Below are 14,880 nucleotides of genomic sequence, written 5' to 3' on the forward strand. Positions count from 1 at the left end.
GTCGCTGCGCGCGCCTACAGTGGATGACTCACGGGGAGGTGCGCGCCGATGTTCAAAGCCATGCGGTCCTACTGGCGCCAGCCCGAGCACTTCTACTGGTTGACCTCCTTCCTCGCCGCCCGCGAGGCCCAGTCGCTGACCTGCCGGATGATCGCGCTGTTCGTCGCGACGCTGGGCGTGGTACCGCTGGCCATGCAGTTCAGCGGCGCCGGGCCGCAGCATCCGGCCGAGCGGTGGCTCGGCTGGGCGGTCACCGCCAGCTGCCTGGTCATCGCGCTGGGGTGGCTGCGACGGCGGTGGCCGACCCGGGGCCAGTCGGGCGCCTTCGTGGTGATCGCCACCGCCAATCTCGCGGTCGGGTCGCTGATCATGTCCGATCCGCGGGCCGGGTTGCTGCTCGCCGCCGGATTCGCCGTGCTCGGCGGGTATGTCGCGCTGTTCCACACCGCGCGCGTGCTCGTGTTCACGCTCGTGGCCGCCGGGCTCACCACCGTCGTACTGGCGTTCCGGTTGGCCGAGGGCGGCGACCCGGTGTGGGCGGTCACGTCACTGGTCATCGTGATGGCGGTGAACGTCGCCGTGCCGTTCGTCTGCCATCTGCTGCTGTACGCCGTCGACATCGACGTCGACAACGCCGACATCGACACGCTGACCGGGTTGCTCAACCGCGAGGCGTTCTACCGCGCCGCCGGCCACGTCGTCTCCCGCAGCCGCGACGATGATCAGCGCCTCGTGCTGGTCGTGATCAACCTCGACAGCATGCGCCTGCTCGCCGAAACCGACGGTGAGATCGCCTGCGACCGCGCCCGTGTCGCGATCGCGCAGACGCTGCGGGAGACCACCCGGCGCAACGCCTTCGTCGCCCGGGTCGGCGATGACGAGTACCTGATCGCCGACACGTTCTCTTCGACCGATTCCTTCCCACTGGTCGAGCGGGTACGCGCGGCCATCGCGGCCACCCCGCCGCGGGTGACGGCCAGCATGGGCGTGGTCAGCACCCCGATGCGCGGACTGGGCTCCTGCCCGCCGCAGGATCTGCTCGACGAGCTGATCACGATCGCGACGATGGCGATGTACGACGCACGGCGGGCCGGCGGCAACCAGGCCCGCTATGCGTCGTGCGACCGGCCGTCGGTGCTGGACAAGGCCGACCAGCTCGGCGGCGACGACCTGTAGGGCGTCAGCCGTCGTCGCGGGCCCGTCGTTCCCGGTAGGCCGCGACGTGCTGGCGGTTACCGCAGTTGCCGGTGTCGCAGAACCGGCGTGACCGGTTGCGGGACAGATCCATCAGCACCGCCTCGCAGTCGGGCGCCGCGCACACCTTGAGCCGTCGCAGTTCCCCCGCGCGGACCAGGTCGGCGAACGCCATCGCCATCTCCGCGCCCATCCGCTGCCAGAGCGGGTCGTGGATCGAGGCCAGGTGCAGATGCCACTGCGGCATCTCGGGGTGACGGGTCAGCCACGGGGTCGCCTTGGTGTCGGCCAGCAGCGCGTTGACCTGGCCGACAGTGCGCTCCTCGTCCGCCGCGGCCGCCCAGATGGTGCCCAACCGCGCGCGCAACCGCCGCACCTCGGTGAGTTCGTTCTGGTCCCGGTCACGCCGGCCGGTCCAGCCGTACTCATCGAGGAACGCGTCGAGGGCGTCCAGGTCGCCGAGTTGTTCGCCCTCGACCCGATCGGTGTTGATGAGCGCACACGCGGCCCGCACTGTGAGCTCCGTGTCATGAGTGAAATTCATTTGACTCATGACTCCCTCCGCCGATATGGTCACGACCAAAGCCCATTTTACTCATTACACCTCCGGAGGTACCCATGGCCGCGTCCCGCGCCGCAACCGCGTCACCGGCCGCGGCCGTCGACCATTTCCGGTCGGGGTTGGTGTTCGCGGTCGCCTCCGCATTCGCGTTCGGCATGTCCGGGCCGCTCGGCAAATCGCTGATGGTGGCGGGGTGGAGCCCCACCGCCGCGGTGACCGCGCGGCTGGCCGGCGGCGCGCTGCTGATGGCGCTGTTCGCGACCGCCGCGCGGCCCGGCTGGGTCCGGGAGGCGCGGACACACTGGCGGACCGTGCTGGCCTACGGTCTCGTGCCGATCGCCGGCGCCCAGCTCTTCTACTACAACGCCGTCTCGCACCTGTCGGTCGGCGTGGCGCTGCTGCTGGAGTACACCTCGCCGATCCTGGTGGTCGCGTGGGTGTGGCTGACCAGCCGCCGCCGCCCGTCCAACCTCACGCTGGCCGGGGTCGCGCTGGCGGTCGCGGGCATCATGCTGGTGCTCGACGTCTTCGCCGGTGCGCACATCAACCTGGTCGGTGTCGGTTTCGGGATGGCCGCCGCGGTCTGCGCGGCGTGCTACTTCCTGATGTCGGACAAGGCGGCCACCGGCGACGACGGCGGCCTGCACCCGATCACGCTGGCGGCCGCCGGTCTGGCCGTCGGCGGCGCCACCACCGCGCTGCTCGGCGTCGCCGGCGTCATGCCGATGACCTTCACCGCCAACGACGCGATCATCGCCGGCTGGACCGTGCCGTGGATCGTGCCGGTGATCGCCCTGGGCCTGTTCCCGACCGCGATCGCCTACACCCTCGGCATCGTCGGCATCGCCCGGCTGCGGCCCCGGTTCGCCTCTCTGGTCGGGCTGTCCGAGGTGATGTTCGCGGTGCTGGCGGCGTGGCTGCTGCTCGGCGAATCCGTCACGGCCGTGCAGGGAATCGGCGGTGCCGTGGTGCTGATCGGCCTGGCGCTGGCCCGCGCGGGCGATCGCCGCGACGCCGTCGCCCCCGGGCGGCGCGACGTGGTCGCCGAGGCCATGTGGCCCGAAACCCCGCGCGACGAGTGGCCGGTCGGCGACTCTGTTGGCCGTAGCTAGCCCATCTATGTGATCATGTGCCGGTGAAACTGCTTCGTGCCGGTGCGCGTCTGGCCGCCACCGCGGTGACCGCCGTCTCGGTCAGCGCGCTCGTCGTCGCGGCTCCCGCCTCCACCGCCGCCGCCCAGGCCTGTTCGGACGTCGAGCTGATATTCGCCCGCGGCACGAGCGAACCCGCCGGGATCGGACGGGTCGGGCAGGCGCTCGCCGATGCGATGCGACCGATGCTCGGCGGCCGCACGCTGAGCACGTACGGCGTGAACTACCCGGCGACGTACGACTTCCTGACCACCGCCGCCGGCGCCGCGGACGCCACCGCGCGCATCGCGTCGGTGTCCTCGGTCTGCCCCGGCACCCGGTTCGTGCTCGGCGGTTACTCCCAGGGCGCCGCGGTCGTCGACATGCTCGCCGGGGTGCCGCCACTGGGCAACCGGATCGGCGACATCGGTTCGGCCCCACCGCTGCCCGCGAATCTGGCGTCCGACGTCGCCGCGGTGGCGGTGTTCGGCAACCCGGCCACCAAGTTCGGCAATCCGGTGTCGGCCCGCGGGCTGTTCGCCGGCCGCGGAATCGACCTGTGCAGCGACGGCGACCCGATCTGCTCCGACGGCCGCAATCCGTTCGCGCACACGCATTACGAGACCTCGCCGTTCGTCGGTCAGGCCGCGAGCTTCGCCGCCGGCCTGGCCTGAGGTCGCACCGCACGGTGCGGTGCAATGCCTCGGCGCGGGCGGTCAAGGTCAATTACCATCGACGGGGTGCAAGATCATTCTCGGTCGGCCGCCTGGGTGCGCCGCACTCTCGTTCTGATCACCTCGGTGTTGACCGCCGCCGGACTGCTCGCCGTACCGGCCGTCCTCCCGCAGATGGCGCCCGTCGCCGCGGCTCAGGCCTGCCCGCAGGCGGAGTTGATCTTCGCGCGGGGCCGCACCGAGGCCCCTGGTGCAGGCGTCATCGGCAATGCGCTGATCAGTGCGCTGCGTAGCAAGACCGACAAGGACATCGACCTCTACACCGTGCAGTACCCGGCGGACACCGAGATCGACGTGGGCGCCAACGATATGAGCTCACGCATCCAGGACATGGCGGGACGCTGCCCCGACACCCGGCTGGTGTTGGGCGGCTACTCGCTCGGCGCCGCGGTGACCGACGTCGTCCTGGCCGCGCCCATCGCCGCGTTCGGGTTCGACAAGCCGCTGCCCCCGGGCATGGACCGCCACATCGCGGCGATCGCGCTGTTCGGCAACGGGATCGCCTGGGTCGGACCGATCACCAACTTCAGTCCGCTCTACCGCGAACGCACGATCGAGCTGTGCCACGGCGCGGACCCGATCTGCAGCCCGGCCGACCCCAACACCTGGGAGGGCAACTGGCCCGACCACGCGGCGCGGGCCTACGTCAACGCCGGCATGGTGAATCAGGCCGCCGACTTCATCGTCGGCCGCATCTAGCGATTTCGGCGTGGTCGGTCGCGCCCAGCGCAACCGACCACGCCCGAATCGCTAGTCGATGACGCGCAGGTCCCGGGTGACCCGCGTGCGGGCGGCCAGCTGGTCGTCCGGCGGATAGTCGACGCCGACGAGCGTCAGTCCCTGCGGCGGTGCGGCGGCGAAGTCGCTCGAGCGACGCGATGCCCCCAGCAGCGCCGCGCACCACGCGGGTTCGCGACGGCCCTCCCCCACCGCCAGCAACGCACCGACAAGTGAGCGCACCATCGACCAGCAGAACGCATCGGCGGTGACGTGGGCGGTGATCAGAGCGCCGTCGCGGGTCAGATCCAGGCGCTGCAGATCGCGGATCGTGGTGGCACCCTCGCGGTGCCGGCAGAACGCCGCGAAATCGTGCAGGCCGACCAGGTGGCGGCCGGCCTCCGACATCGCGTCGACGTCGAGCGGCCGCGGCCACGCGGTGACAAAGCGGGCGAGGTGCGGCGGCACCCCGTAGGCCGCGGTGCCGAGCCGGTACTCGTAGTGGCGCCGCAGCGCCGAGAAGCGGGCGTCGAAGCCGTCGGGCGCGCGGACGATGTCGCGGACGCGGACATCGGGCGGCAGGAAGCGGCCGAGGCGGCGCACCAGCGGCTGAAACTCGGGCTCGTGCGGCCGCGGCGTGCGCGGATAGGCGTGTGACAGCGCCTCGGCGGGCACGTCGACATGGGCCACCTGTCCGGTGGCGTGCACCCCGGCGTCCGTGCGCCCGGCCGCCCGCACCTGCACCGGGGTCCGGAAGACCGTCGACAGCGCCTCGTCGATCAGCCCGGCCACCGTGCGCTGACCGGCCTGCACGGCCCAGCCGGCGAACTCAGTGCCGTCGTAGCTGACATCGAGCCGAAGACGGGTTACCGGGCGACTGGAGAGATGAGCAAGCCCGCCACCGGAGTCGGTGGCGGGCTCGTTCACAGCGTGCTCAGGACTTGGCGTCGTCGGCCTTACCTTCGTCGCCGGTCTCCTCGGCCGTCGGGTCGTCGGTCTCGGTCGAGCGCGACGCCTCGGTGGCCGTGGTGTCCTCGGCGGCCGGCAGTTCCTCCGCCGTGGTGGCCTCGGTGTCGGCAGCAGCGGTGTCCTCGGCGACCGGACCCTCGGTGGCCTCCGGCTCGACGGCCGCCTGCGGCGCCGCGGCGGCCGCGACCTTCTGGGCACCGGCGGCCCGGCGAGCCCGGTTGGCCTCAGACGTCACCGTCTTCTCCCGCACCAGCTCGATGACCGCCATCGGGGCGTTGTCGCCCTTGCGCGGCTCGACCTTGATGATGCGGGTGTAGCCGCCGTTGCGGTCGGCGAAGAACGGACCGATCTCGGCGAACAGCGTGTGCACCACGTCCTTGTCGCGGATCTTCTTCATCACCTCACGCCGGTTGTGCAGCGAGCCCTTCTTGGCGTGGGTGATCAGCTTCTCCGCGTACGGACGCAACGCCCGCGCCTTCGGCTCGGTGGTCTTGATCCGGCCGTGCTCGAAGAGCGACGTGGCCAAGTTGGCCAGCAGCGCCTTCTGGTGCGAGGACGACCCGCCGAGGCGAGGGCCCTTGGTGGGCTTGGGCATTGCGACTTCTCCTAAATGGGGCCGGCCCCCGTATCAGGTAGGGCCGGGACGGACGTTCTGTTTAGAGCTGTTCGGTTTCGGCGTAGTCCTGGGTGTCGTCCAGGTCGTAGCCGGCATCGCTGTTCCAGGTGCCGGTGGCGGCGTCGTAACCGGCGACCTCGGACGGATCGAACGTGGCCGGGCTGTCCTTGAGCGAGAGACCCAGCTGGTGCAGCTTGATCTTCACCTCGTCGATGGACTTCTGGCCGAAGTTGCGGATGTCCAGCAGATCGGACTCCGTGCGGGCGACGAGCTCGCCCACCGTGTGCACACCTTCGCGCTTGAGGCAGTTGTACGACCGCACCGTGAGGTCGAGGTCGTCGATCGGCAGCGCGAAGCTGGCGATGTGATCGGCCTCGGCAGGCGACGGGCCGATTTCGATGCCCTCGGCCTCGACGTTGAGCTCCCGTGCCAGCCCGAACAGTTCGACCAGCGTCTTACCCGCCGAAGCGAGCGCGTCACGCGGGGTGATCGAGTTCTTAGTCTCGACGTCGAGGATCAGCTTGTCGAAGTCGGTGCGCTGCTCGACACGGGTGGCCTCCACCTTGTAGGTCACCTTGAGCACCGGCGAGTAGATCGAGTCGACCGGGATGCGGCCGATCTCGGCGCCGGAGGCCTTGTTCTGCACGGCAGGCACGTAGCCACGGCCGCGCTCGACGACCAGCTCGACCTCGAGCTTGCCCTTGTCGTTGAGGGTGGCGATGTGCATCTCGGGGTTGTGCACGGTCACACCGGCCGGCGGCACGATGTCGCCCGCGGTGACCTGACCGGGGCCCTGCTTACGCAGGTACATGGTGACCGGCTCGTCCTCCTCGGAGGAGACGACCAGGCTCTTGAGGTTCAGGATGATGTCGGTGACGTCTTCCTTCACCCCGGGAACGGTGGTGAACTCGTGCAGCACGCCGTCGATGCGGATGCTGGTGACCGCTGCGCCGGGGATCGACGACAGCAGCGTGCGCCGGAGCGAGTTGCCCAGCGTGTAGCCGAAGCCCGGCTCCAGCGGCTCGATGACGAACCGGGAGCGGTTGTCGGCAACCGTCTCTTCGGACAGTGTGGGGCGCTGAGAGATCAGCATTGTGTTTTCTCCTTCTACGGCAACCACCATTTGATGCCGCGTGTCTTCCCCACCAAGGTGAGGAAGTGTTTCCCGGCCGCCATCCGGACGGCCGGGAAGTCCTACTACTTCGAGTAGAGCTCGACGATCAGCTGCTCGGTGAGCGGCACGTCGATCTGCGCGCGCTCGGGCAGCTGGTGGACCAGGATGCGCTGACGCTCGCCGACGACCTGCAGCCAGGACGGGATCGGCCGGTCGCCCGCGGTCTCCCGCGCGATCACGAACGGATCGGTGTTCAGCGACTTGTCCTTGACGTCGATGATGTCGTACTGCGCCACCCGGTAGCTGGGGATGTCGACCTTCACGCCGTTGACGGTGAAGTGCCCGTGGCTGACCAGCTGGCGGGCCATCCGGCGGGTGCGCGCCAGGCCGGCGCGGTACACGACGTTGTCCAGCCGGCTCTCGAGGATGCGCAGCAGGTTGTCACCGGTCTTGCCGGGCAGCCGGTTGGCCTCGTCGTAGTAGCGACGGAACTGCTTCTCCAGGACGCCGTAGGTGAAGCGGGCCTTCTGCTTCTCCTGCAGCTGGGTGCGGTACTCGCTCTCCTTGATCCGCGCGCGGCCGTGCTGGCCGGGCGGGTAGGGGCGCTTCTCGAACGACTGATCGCCGCCGACGAGGTCGACGCCGAGACGGCGCGACTTGCGGGTGGCGGGTCCGGTGTAACGAGCCATTTCCTGATTCCTCCCTAGACCCGGCGCCGCTTCGGCGGACGGCAGCCGTTGTGCGGCTGCGGCGTGACATCGGCGATCGCACCGACCTCGAGGCCGGCGGCCTGCAGCGACCGGATGGCGGTCTCGCGGCCCGAGCCCGGGCCCTTCACGAACACGTCGACCTTCTTGACGCCGTGCTCCTGCGCCTTGCGGGCGGCGTTCTCGGCGGCCAGCTGCGCGGCGAACGGCGTCGACTTACGCGAGCCCTTGAACCCGACGTGACCCGACGACGCCCAGGCGATGACGTTGCCCTGGGGGTCGGTGATGGACACGATCGTGTTGTTGAACGTGCTCTTGATGTGCGCGGCGCCGTGCGGAACGTTCTTCTTTTCCCTGCGGCGGGTCTTCTGCCCCTTCTTCGCGGAGGAAGCGGCGGCTTTCTTCGGTGGCATCTGCTTACCTGGCCTTCTTCTTGCCGGCGATGGTGCGCTTCGGGCCCTTGCGGGTGCGCGCATTGGTCTTGGTCCGCTGGCCGCGCACCGGCAGGCCGCGGCGGTGGCGCAGGCCCTGGTAGCAGCCGATCTCGATCTTGCGGCGGATGTCCGCCTGCACCTCGCGGCGCAGGTCGCCCTCCACCTTGAGATTCGCCTCGATGTAATCGCGCAGCTGGGTCACCTGATCATCGGTCAGGTCCTTGGTGCGCAGGTTCCGGTCGATCCCGGTCGCCTCCAGGATCTCCTGGGAGCGGGTACGGCCGACGCCGTAGATGTAGGTAAGTGCGATCTCCATGCGCTTGTCGCGCGGGAGGTCAACGCCCACTAGTCGGGCCATGGGTGTGCCATTCCTTCTTCTTGGCGGAGGTCTTGTCCCAGTCCGTTCCCTCCGGCGGAGGGGCCCGGCCTCCGTCCGGGCGTAACCGATGCGCTTGGCGCATCGGCGTCGAGCGACCCCATGTCGCTCAGTGGTACTGGGAGGTCAGCATTGAGTTGTCATTGAGGGTTGGCCGGCCCTTGGGCCGGCCACGATCAGCCCTGCCGCTGCTTGTGGCGCGGATCGGAGCAGATCACCATGACCCGCCCATGCCGACGGATCACCCTGCACTTGTCGCAGATGGGCTTGACGCTCGGGTTCACCTTCACGGCGTGCAGATCCTTCTCGAGTCGTTCTGTCTGGATTTACTTGTAGCGATACACGATGCGACCCCGGGACAGGTCGTAGGGCGAGAGCTCCACCACGACGCGGTCCTCGGGCAGGATGCGGATGTAGTGCTGCCGCATCTTGCCGCTGATGTGCGCGAGAACCTTGTGACCGTTCTCCAGCTCAATGCGGAACATCGCATTGGGCAGGGGTTCGACCACGCGACCCTCGACCTCTATGGCACCGTCTTTCTTGGCCATACTTTTCGGAGATCCTCCGTTGTCTTCTGGTTGTCGGCGCCCGCCGCCGCACGCGGCGACGTGTGCACTGGCACAGCTCGGCCCCGACCACAAAACGTGAGCCGGTGATCGGATATTCCTTCAAACCAGAGGCACGCAGGAGTCGGCGCGAGTGCCGCACCGTTGGTCGATACTACCTGCTGCGCGGCCCGCCCCAAAATCGCCGGAATTGCCGCATCGAAGGCGCCCGGCAGCGACCAGAATGATCACCGTGAGGCTACCGTCTCGGCACGTCGGCGGCTGGACGCCACGGTGACCGCCGCCTACCTCGGCGCGTTCGTGGTCGGCGCGGTCGCGCTGCTGTCCGCTTTGCTGTTGGCCGATGTGGGCGCCGACGGCGGGCCGCACGCCGGGCCCGCGGACGGTCTGCCGTTCCTCAGCCTCACCTCGCTGTCGGCCGGGGTGCTCGGCGCGGGCACCGGCGGGCTCATCGCGACCTGGGCGGGCGCGAGCGCACCGGACGCAGGCGCGGTCGCGGCAGCGGCCGCCGTCGCGCTGATCGCCGTCCTCAACGGCGTCCTGCTCCCCTATCTGCGCCGTCAACAGGCCAACTCGCACCGGGGCCGCGCGTCCTACGTCGGCCTGCTGGGCACCGTCACCCTCGACGTGCCGGTGGACGGCTGGGGTGAGGTGTCGTTCGTCGACGCCGACGGCACCCGGGTGCGCGCCCGCGCCCGGACCGCCGAACCGGCGCCGCTGCCCAAGGCCACGCCCGTCTACATCGCCGACGTCGACAACGACTTCGTCCACGTCGTCGCCGTCCCCGACCTATAGATCCACCGCACACGCACCCGCCAACGAAAGCGAACGCCCGTGTCCACACTGCTCATCGTCGTGATCGCCGTCATCGCCGGCCTGCTGCTGCTGGTGGTCGTGCCGGTCATCTACGTGAAGAACTACATCAAGGTGCCGCCCAACGAGGTGGCCGTCTTCACCGGCCGCGGCCAACCGAAGGTGGTCCGCGGCGGCGCCCGCTTCCGGGTGCCGGGCATCGAGCGCGTCGACATCATGAGCCTCGAACCGTTCAACGTCAGCATCAACCTGCAGAACGCGCTGTCCAACAACGGCGTGCCGGTGAACGTGGAGGCCGTCGGGCTGGTGCGCATCGGCTCGGCCGACGAGGCCGTGCAGACCGCCGTGCAGCGCTTCCTCACCTCCGACCTTCAGGAGTTGCAGCGCCAGATCAACGAGATCCTCGCGGGCAGCCTGCGCGGCATCACCGCGACCATGACCGTCGAGGACCTCAACTCCAACCGCGACACCCTGGCCCGCAGCGTGGTCGAGGAGGCCGGTGGCGATCTGGCCCGCATCGGTATGGAGGTCGACGTCCTCAAGATCGCCGGCATCTCCGACCGCAACGGGTACCTCGAATCGCTCGGCCAGCGGCGCATCGCCGAGGTCAAGCGCGACGCCGCCGTCGGCACCGCGGAGGCCGAGCGCGATGCGCAGATCCAGTCGGCCAAGGCCCGCCAGGCGGGGTCGGTGGCCCAGGCCGAGGCCGACACCGCGATCGCCACCGCCAACCAGAAGCGCGACGTCGAGCTGGCCCGGCTGCGGGCCCAGACCGAGGCCGAGAACGCCCAGGCCGACCAGGCCGGTCCGCTGGCCAACGCCCGCGCCCAGAAGGATGTCGGCATCGCGATCGAGCAGGCCGAGGCGGCCCGCGTACAGGCGCGCATCGAGGTCGAGCAGCGGCGCAGCGAACAGGCCCAGGCCGCGCTGCAGGCCGACGTCATCGCCCCCGCCGAGGCCCAGCGACAGGCCGACATCGCCCGCGCCGAGGGTCAGCGGCAGGCGGCGATCCTGGCCGCGCAGGCGCAGGCCGAGGCCGCCCGGCAGTCCGGTCAGGCCGAGGCCGACGCCCGCAAGGCGGCGGCCGACGCGCTGCGGGTGGAACGGCAGGCCGAGGCCGACGGCATCAAGGCCAAGCTGGTCGCCGAGGCCGCCGGTAAGAAGGAGATCGCCGCGGCGCTCAACACCTACTCCCCCGAGGCGGCCCGGCTGCAGACGCTGCCCGACGTGCTGGCCTCGGTGGTGAAGGCCACCGAGGCGGCCGCCATGCCGCTGTCGGAGATCGAGCGGCTGTCGATCATCGGCGGATCCGGTGACACGCAGGACGCGGTCGGCGGTCTGCTCGGGGTGAGCCCGCTGGCGGTCGCCAAGATCGTCGAGGCCCTCAAGGCGTCGGGGATCGACCTGCCGGCCATGCTGAACCGGGCGGGCGTTGAACCGGCGCCCAACGGGCAGACACCGGTGGTGGGCGGGTCGCAGCCGGCCGGCTGAGCGCCCAGTCCGAGCCGTGGCCGCTACAGCGCGCCGTGGCGGCTGCAGATCAGCACCGAACAGGCGGTGTCGTGCAGCGCGGCGTGTGCGGCCGGTCCGGTGATGTCGGCCAGGCCGGTCGCCCTGGCCTGGCCGACCACGGCCAGCTGAATCGTTTCGGCCTCCCGGGCAACGTAATCGGTGGTCGATCCGCTGACGGCCACAGCCTCCACCGCCACGTCGGGGTAGGCGCGGCGCCATCGGGCCAGTCGCTTGTCGAGATGGGTGCGGACGAGCACACACCCGCCGCGCGCGCCATGATCATCGTCCCCGTCCGGCCGGCGGATACCCAGCACTCGCAGCGGTGCCCGGCGGAGCCGCGCCTCGCGCAGCGCACAGGCGAGAACCGCGTCGCCGTCCGGTGATTCGTCGACTTCGGCGATCACCCACCCCGCGCCGCGGCGCACCGGGTCGTGACGGCGGACGATCGCGACGGGGCAGTGTGCGTCCCGGGCGACCGTCGCGGCGACAGAGCCGATCCGCCGGCCGCCCGCGTGGCCGAGTCCCAGTGCGCCCAGGCACAGCAGCACCGCGGCCCGGGACGCGGCGCGCAGGGCGTGCTCCGGACGGTCCTGGACGATCTCGGCCTCGATCCGGACCGGTGTGCCCATCGATTCGACGACCACGAAGATCTCGCGCAGAGCCACGTCGGCGTTCGCGAGCGCACGGGCCGCCGTAGTCGGATCCGCCGGCTCGCCGGGTGGTTCGATCGCATACAGCAGCCGCAGGGGCACGTCGCGGCTGACGGCCTCCTCGACCGCCCACAGCGCCGCGCTCAACGCCGTCCGGGAGCCGTCGATTCCGACCACCACGGCGGGGTTCTGGCTGGGCTCGTCGCGCATGTCGCCTCCTGCACTCACTCGGGCGTCGTTCAGAGTTGCAGCGTGAGCACGTCCGCCAACCGCCGGCGCGGCGTCGGCGGCGGCACTTCGTCGAGGGCGGGCGCCAGGCCGACCCGGATCAGCAACTGCGGATGATCACGGTCGATCAGCGCCGCGATGATCTCGCGGCTCGCCGCGGTCTCGGTGATGTGGGTCAGCGTGCAGGTCGCCATCCCCGCCATCGTGGCCTCGAGCAGGATCTGCGACAGCGTCTCACCGCATCCCAGCACGTCGCGGCGGGTGTCGTCGTGGGCGGAGATCACGAGCACGGTCGACCGGTCCTCGAGCAGGCTCAGGCGCCGTTCGCGATGGTTCACGACGGGGAAGGCCCGCCCGATGTCGACGCGGTCGCTCTCCGCCGCGGAGACCAGCGAGCTGTGCGGGATCCCGTCGGAGAGTTCCAGCGGGCCGGTCCACCACGCGAGCTCCGCGTGATACTCCGAGTCGTACATGCGTAGCGACTCGGTGAGCTGCGACGCCTCGGCCAGCTGCGGCCGGGCGTCGTCGGGCACCACGTCGACCAATGCGACCGTGTCGTCGACGGCGCTGCGCAGCAGCGTTTCCAGGGACGGCCAGTCGGCCGGCGGACCGAACGGGAGGCGGTCGGTGCGGCGGTGCAGGATCGCGTCGGCCCGCGACCGGTGGGCGTCGGTGACGTAGGACATCGGCGAGAAGTCGACGCTGGCGATGTGCAGATGGTCGTTCGGGTTCGGGTAGCGGTCGATGTGGGTGATCCAGCCGCAGGCCGCCATCGCGACCCGCAGGTGATCGAGGACGGCGCCGCAGCTGATCAGTGCCTCGCGACCGGACCTGTCGGTGGCCACCAACCGGTCGGTGTCGAGGAACAGCTGCAGACCGGTGCGGTCGGCGATCCACCGCCACGGCTGGCTGTTGTGCACCGACGGGGCGCGGCACGCAAGATCGACAGCGCCTTCGATGATCCCGATCTCGGGCTTCGTTGTGGTCATGGCTCCTTCTCTCACCGCTCACCTCTACGGTGGCAGTCGTTGAGAGCCGCGCATAGGGCCCAAGGTCACCACCGTCGGCGTGATAATCGTGATGTGACGCCGTGACCGAGACCAGGAGGATTGATGACCGCTGCCCCACCCGATTCGACCGTCATTGTGGGCGTTGACGATTCGCCGTCGTCCGACCCGGCACTGCGGTGGGCTGCCGCCGAGGCGGCGTTGCACGGGGTCCCGTTGACCATCGTCTACGCCATTCCACCGTCGTTGGGCAACTGGTCGGCAGTCCCCGTACCGGAGCGTTTGGTGGACTGGCAGCGCGAGACGGGCGAGGAGATCCTGCGCGATGCCGAGCAACGAGCGAGGTCCCTGACCGACGGAGCCGTTACGGTGTCGACCGAACTCGCCGTCGCCCCGCCTGCCACCACGCTGGTCGACATGTCGAAGGACGCCCTGATGGTCGTCGTGGGTAGCCGTGGCCGCGGTGCGTTCGCGCGCACGGTGCTCGGTTCGGTCAGCACCGCGCTGCTGCACCGCGCGCACTGCCCGGTCGCGGTGATTCACGACGAGGGGTCCGCCCACACCGACGCCGCGGCACCCGTGCTGCTCGGCTTCGACGGGTCCTCGGACGCGGAGTCGGCCACCGAGCTGGCCTTCCGTGAAGCCGGTCGCCGGGGAGTGGAGCTGATCGCGATGCACGCCTGGTGGTCACCGAACGCGTTCGAGCTGCCCGACGCCGAGTGGGACCAGGTCCGCCCGGATGTGGAGCGTGAAGTCGAGGCGCAGCTGGCCGGCTGGCGGCAACGCTTCCCGGACGTCACCGTGCACGGCGTGGTGGTTCGCGATCAGCCGGCCCGGCGACTGGTCGAGCGGTCGGAGTCCGCGCAACTCCTCGTGGTGGGAAGCCGCGGCCGCGGCGCTGTCGCGAGCACCCTGCTGGGCTCGGTGAGCACCGCGGTGGTGCAGGCGGCGCGCATCCCGGTGATCGTCACGCGACCCCGCTAAGCGCGGGGCCGTACCCGTCCCGCTCGCGCAGCAAGGAGGAGTCATCATGGGATTCGCACTGACTACCGTGCTTCACACCTCGTTCGACGACGCCGTCGCCCGGACCCGGGAGGCGTTGTCGCAGCAAGGTTTCGGGGTGCTGACCGAGATCGACATGCGGGCCACACTCAAGGCGAAGCTCGGCGAGGACATGGAGGACTATCTGATCCTCGGTGCGTGCAATCCGCCGCTGGCGCACCGCGCCGTCGACGTCGACCGCCAGATCGGACTCCTGCTGCCGTGTAACGTCGTGGTGCGCGCCGACCGCGATGCCGACGACACCGTCATCGTCGAGGCCATGGACCCGCAGATGCTCGTCGACGTCAGTGGTGAAGCAGACCTGCGGCCGATCGCCGACGAGGTGGCGACCAGATTGCGGGCTGTCCTCGACGCGCTCTAGATGTACTCGGCAGTCAGGTTGGTGACAGTCGGCTGGTCGGGGGTTGTCCTCCGAGGGCTGAATGGCGGCGTTGATTGTTGTAGTAGTCGAGCCAGGGGGCAAGGGCTGCGCAGCGGGCGTCGTTGGTG

20 protein-coding genes are annotated in these 14,880 nt (G+C 70.0%); 8 read left to right on the forward strand and 12 right to left on the reverse strand.

Annotation, left to right across the window (positions count from 1 at the left end; all coding sequences use genetic code 11):
* Positions 1-48: 48 nt before the first annotated feature.
* A complete protein-coding gene (locus E4P42_RS24695; protein ID WP_135129030.1) occupies positions 49-1,176 on the forward strand; it encodes a GGDEF domain-containing protein in 1,128 nt (375 codons plus the stop codon).
* Positions 1,177-1,180: 4 nt separating this feature from the next.
* Here the strand turns inward: E4P42_RS24695 and E4P42_RS24700 are convergent, their stop codons facing one another.
* Positions 1,181-1,738 (reverse strand): CGNR zinc finger domain-containing protein, encoded by a 558-nt coding sequence (locus E4P42_RS24700; protein ID WP_135129032.1) that lies wholly within the window; start codon positions 1,736-1,738, stop codon positions 1,181-1,183.
* 74 nt (positions 1,739-1,812) lie between these two features.
* Between E4P42_RS24700 and E4P42_RS24705 the strand changes: the two genes are divergently transcribed.
* The 3 genes from E4P42_RS24705 to E4P42_RS24715 are packed head-to-tail and all read left to right on the forward strand — an operon-like array spanning position 1,813 to position 4,319.
* Positions 1,813-2,868 carry a DMT family transporter gene (locus tag E4P42_RS24705; RefSeq protein WP_135129034.1) on the forward strand — a complete coding sequence of 352 codons (1,056 nt, stop codon included), beginning with the start codon at positions 1,813-1,815 and terminating at the stop codon, positions 2,866-2,868.
* 17 nt (positions 2,869-2,885) lie between these two features.
* The gene (locus E4P42_RS24710; RefSeq protein ID WP_135129036.1) at positions 2,886-3,560 is read left to right on the forward strand and encodes a cutinase family protein; all 675 of its coding nucleotides are present in this window, start codon (positions 2,886-2,888) and stop codon (positions 3,558-3,560) included.
* 24 nt (positions 3,561-3,584) lie between these two features.
* On the forward strand, positions 3,585-4,319 hold the full coding sequence (locus E4P42_RS24715; protein ID WP_135129038.1) for a cutinase family protein: 735 nt from the start codon (positions 3,585-3,587) through the stop codon (positions 4,317-4,319).
* Between the two features lie 51 nt (positions 4,320-4,370).
* Here E4P42_RS24715 and truA read toward each other — a convergent pair whose 3' ends face one another.
* The 8 genes from truA to infA all read right to left on the reverse strand — a co-directional run bounded on the left by truA (position 4,371) and on the right by infA (position 9,101).
* Positions 4,371-5,264: a tRNA pseudouridine(38-40) synthase TruA gene (gene truA / locus E4P42_RS24720; protein WP_135129040.1), complete on the reverse strand. Its 894-nt coding sequence runs from the start codon at positions 5,262-5,264 to the stop codon at positions 4,371-4,373.
* A gap of 7 nt (positions 5,265-5,271) precedes the next feature.
* Positions 5,272-5,901, reverse strand: coding sequence for a 50S ribosomal protein L17 (gene rplQ / locus E4P42_RS24725; protein WP_135129042.1), 630 nt, complete (start codon positions 5,899-5,901; stop codon positions 5,272-5,274).
* Between the two features lie 61 nt (positions 5,902-5,962).
* Positions 5,963-7,015, reverse strand: a complete 1,053-nt coding sequence (locus E4P42_RS24730) for a DNA-directed RNA polymerase subunit alpha (protein WP_135129044.1) — start codon at positions 7,013-7,015, stop codon at positions 5,963-5,965.
* Between the two features lie 104 nt (positions 7,016-7,119).
* Complete coding sequence (gene rpsD / locus E4P42_RS24735; protein ID WP_135129046.1) at positions 7,120-7,725, reverse strand: 30S ribosomal protein S4; 606 nt, start codon at positions 7,723-7,725, stop codon at positions 7,120-7,122.
* Positions 7,726-7,739: 14 nt separating this feature from the next.
* Positions 7,740-8,156, reverse strand: a complete 417-nt coding sequence (gene rpsK / locus E4P42_RS24740; protein WP_011558523.1) for a 30S ribosomal protein S11 — start codon at positions 8,154-8,156, stop codon at positions 7,740-7,742.
* Positions 8,157-8,160: 4 nt separating this feature from the next.
* Positions 8,161-8,535 (reverse strand): 30S ribosomal protein S13, encoded by a 375-nt coding sequence (rpsM, locus tag E4P42_RS24745; RefSeq protein ID WP_067794481.1) that lies wholly within the window; start codon positions 8,533-8,535, stop codon positions 8,161-8,163.
* Between the two features lie 194 nt (positions 8,536-8,729).
* Positions 8,730-8,843, reverse strand: a complete 114-nt coding sequence (rpmJ, locus tag E4P42_RS24750; protein WP_003879483.1) for a 50S ribosomal protein L36 — start codon at positions 8,841-8,843, stop codon at positions 8,730-8,732.
* 36 nt (positions 8,844-8,879) lie between these two features.
* Positions 8,880-9,101 (reverse strand): translation initiation factor IF-1, encoded by a 222-nt coding sequence (gene infA / locus E4P42_RS24755; protein WP_003418601.1) that lies wholly within the window; start codon positions 9,099-9,101, stop codon positions 8,880-8,882.
* A gap of 291 nt (positions 9,102-9,392) precedes the next feature.
* Between infA and E4P42_RS24760 the strand changes: the two genes are divergently transcribed.
* Positions 9,393-9,914 carry a hypothetical protein gene (locus tag E4P42_RS24760; RefSeq protein ID WP_135129048.1) on the forward strand — a complete coding sequence of 174 codons (522 nt, stop codon included), beginning with the start codon at positions 9,393-9,395 and terminating at the stop codon, positions 9,912-9,914.
* Between the two features lie 39 nt (positions 9,915-9,953).
* The gene (locus E4P42_RS24765; protein ID WP_167759616.1) at positions 9,954-11,423 is read left to right on the forward strand and encodes a flotillin family protein; all 1,470 of its coding nucleotides are present in this window, start codon (positions 9,954-9,956) and stop codon (positions 11,421-11,423) included.
* 23 nt (positions 11,424-11,446) lie between these two features.
* Here E4P42_RS24765 and E4P42_RS24770 read toward each other — a convergent pair whose 3' ends face one another.
* Together E4P42_RS24770 and E4P42_RS24775 are read right to left on the reverse strand one after the other, a co-directional pair.
* Positions 11,447-12,304, reverse strand: coding sequence for a universal stress protein (locus E4P42_RS24770; RefSeq protein ID WP_135129050.1), 858 nt, complete (start codon positions 12,302-12,304; stop codon positions 11,447-11,449).
* Between the two features lie 29 nt (positions 12,305-12,333).
* Positions 12,334-13,311, reverse strand: coding sequence for a nitroreductase family protein (locus tag E4P42_RS24775; RefSeq protein WP_135129051.1), 978 nt, complete (start codon positions 13,309-13,311; stop codon positions 12,334-12,336).
* 123 nt (positions 13,312-13,434) lie between these two features.
* Here E4P42_RS24775 and E4P42_RS24780 point away from each other — a divergent pair, with 123 nt between their 5' ends.
* On the forward strand, positions 13,435-14,313 hold the full coding sequence (locus tag E4P42_RS24780; RefSeq protein ID WP_135129053.1) for a universal stress protein: 879 nt from the start codon (positions 13,435-13,437) through the stop codon (positions 14,311-14,313).
* A gap of 46 nt (positions 14,314-14,359) precedes the next feature.
* Positions 14,360-14,752 (forward strand): DUF302 domain-containing protein, encoded by a 393-nt coding sequence (locus E4P42_RS24785; protein WP_135129055.1) that lies wholly within the window; start codon positions 14,360-14,362, stop codon positions 14,750-14,752.
* A 13-nt stretch (positions 14,753-14,765) separates the two neighbouring features.
* Here the strand turns inward: E4P42_RS24785 and E4P42_RS24790 are convergent.
* On the reverse strand, positions 14,766-14,880 hold a 115-nt coding region (locus tag E4P42_RS24790), incomplete at its 5' end, for an integrase core domain-containing protein (RefSeq protein ID WP_167759617.1).

Origin of the sequence: Mycobacterium sp. PS03-16 (assembly GCF_004570325.1) — a bacterium.
GTDB lineage: Bacteria > Actinomycetota > Actinomycetes > Mycobacteriales > Mycobacteriaceae > Mycobacterium.

What these genes read in the sequence shown, in the direction of transcription:
- rpsK (WP_011558523.1), bottom strand. Translation starts at nt 8,156, where the DNA reads ATGCCACCGAAGAAAGCCGCCGCTTCCTCCGCGAAGAAGGGGCAGAAG.
- E4P42_RS24705 (WP_135129034.1), top strand. Translation starts at nt 1,813, where the DNA reads ATGGCCGCGTCCCGCGCCGCAACCGCGTCACCGGCCGCGGCCGTCGAC.
- E4P42_RS24775 (WP_135129051.1), bottom strand. Translation starts at nt 13,311, where the DNA reads ATGACCACAACGAAGCCCGAGATCGGGATCATCGAAGGCGCTGTCGAT.
- rpsD (WP_135129046.1), bottom strand. Translation starts at nt 7,725, where the DNA reads ATGGCTCGTTACACCGGACCCGCCACCCGCAAGTCGCGCCGTCTCGGC.
- E4P42_RS24715 (WP_135129038.1), top strand. Translation starts at nt 3,585, where the DNA reads ATGCCTCGGCGCGGGCGGTCAAGGTCAATTACCATCGACGGGGTGCAA.
- rpsM (WP_067794481.1), bottom strand. Translation starts at nt 8,535, where the DNA reads ATGGCCCGACTAGTGGGCGTTGACCTCCCGCGCGACAAGCGCATGGAG.
- E4P42_RS24785 (WP_135129055.1), top strand. Translation starts at nt 14,360, where the DNA reads ATGGGATTCGCACTGACTACCGTGCTTCACACCTCGTTCGACGACGCC.
- E4P42_RS24695 (WP_135129030.1), top strand. Translation starts at nt 49, where the DNA reads ATGTTCAAAGCCATGCGGTCCTACTGGCGCCAGCCCGAGCACTTCTAC.
- E4P42_RS24770 (WP_135129050.1), bottom strand. Translation starts at nt 12,304, where the DNA reads ATGCGCGACGAGCCCAGCCAGAACCCCGCCGTGGTGGTCGGAATCGAC.
- E4P42_RS24780 (WP_135129053.1), top strand. Translation starts at nt 13,435, where the DNA reads ATGACCGCTGCCCCACCCGATTCGACCGTCATTGTGGGCGTTGACGAT.
- rplQ (WP_135129042.1), bottom strand. Translation starts at nt 5,901, where the DNA reads ATGCCCAAGCCCACCAAGGGCCCTCGCCTCGGCGGGTCGTCCTCGCAC.
- E4P42_RS24700 (WP_135129032.1), bottom strand. Translation starts at nt 1,738, where the DNA reads ATGAATTTCACTCATGACACGGAGCTCACAGTGCGGGCCGCGTGTGCG.
- E4P42_RS24730 (WP_135129044.1), bottom strand. Translation starts at nt 7,015, where the DNA reads ATGCTGATCTCTCAGCGCCCCACACTGTCCGAAGAGACGGTTGCCGAC.
- infA (WP_003418601.1), bottom strand. Translation starts at nt 9,101, where the DNA reads ATGGCCAAGAAAGACGGTGCCATAGAGGTCGAGGGTCGCGTGGTCGAA.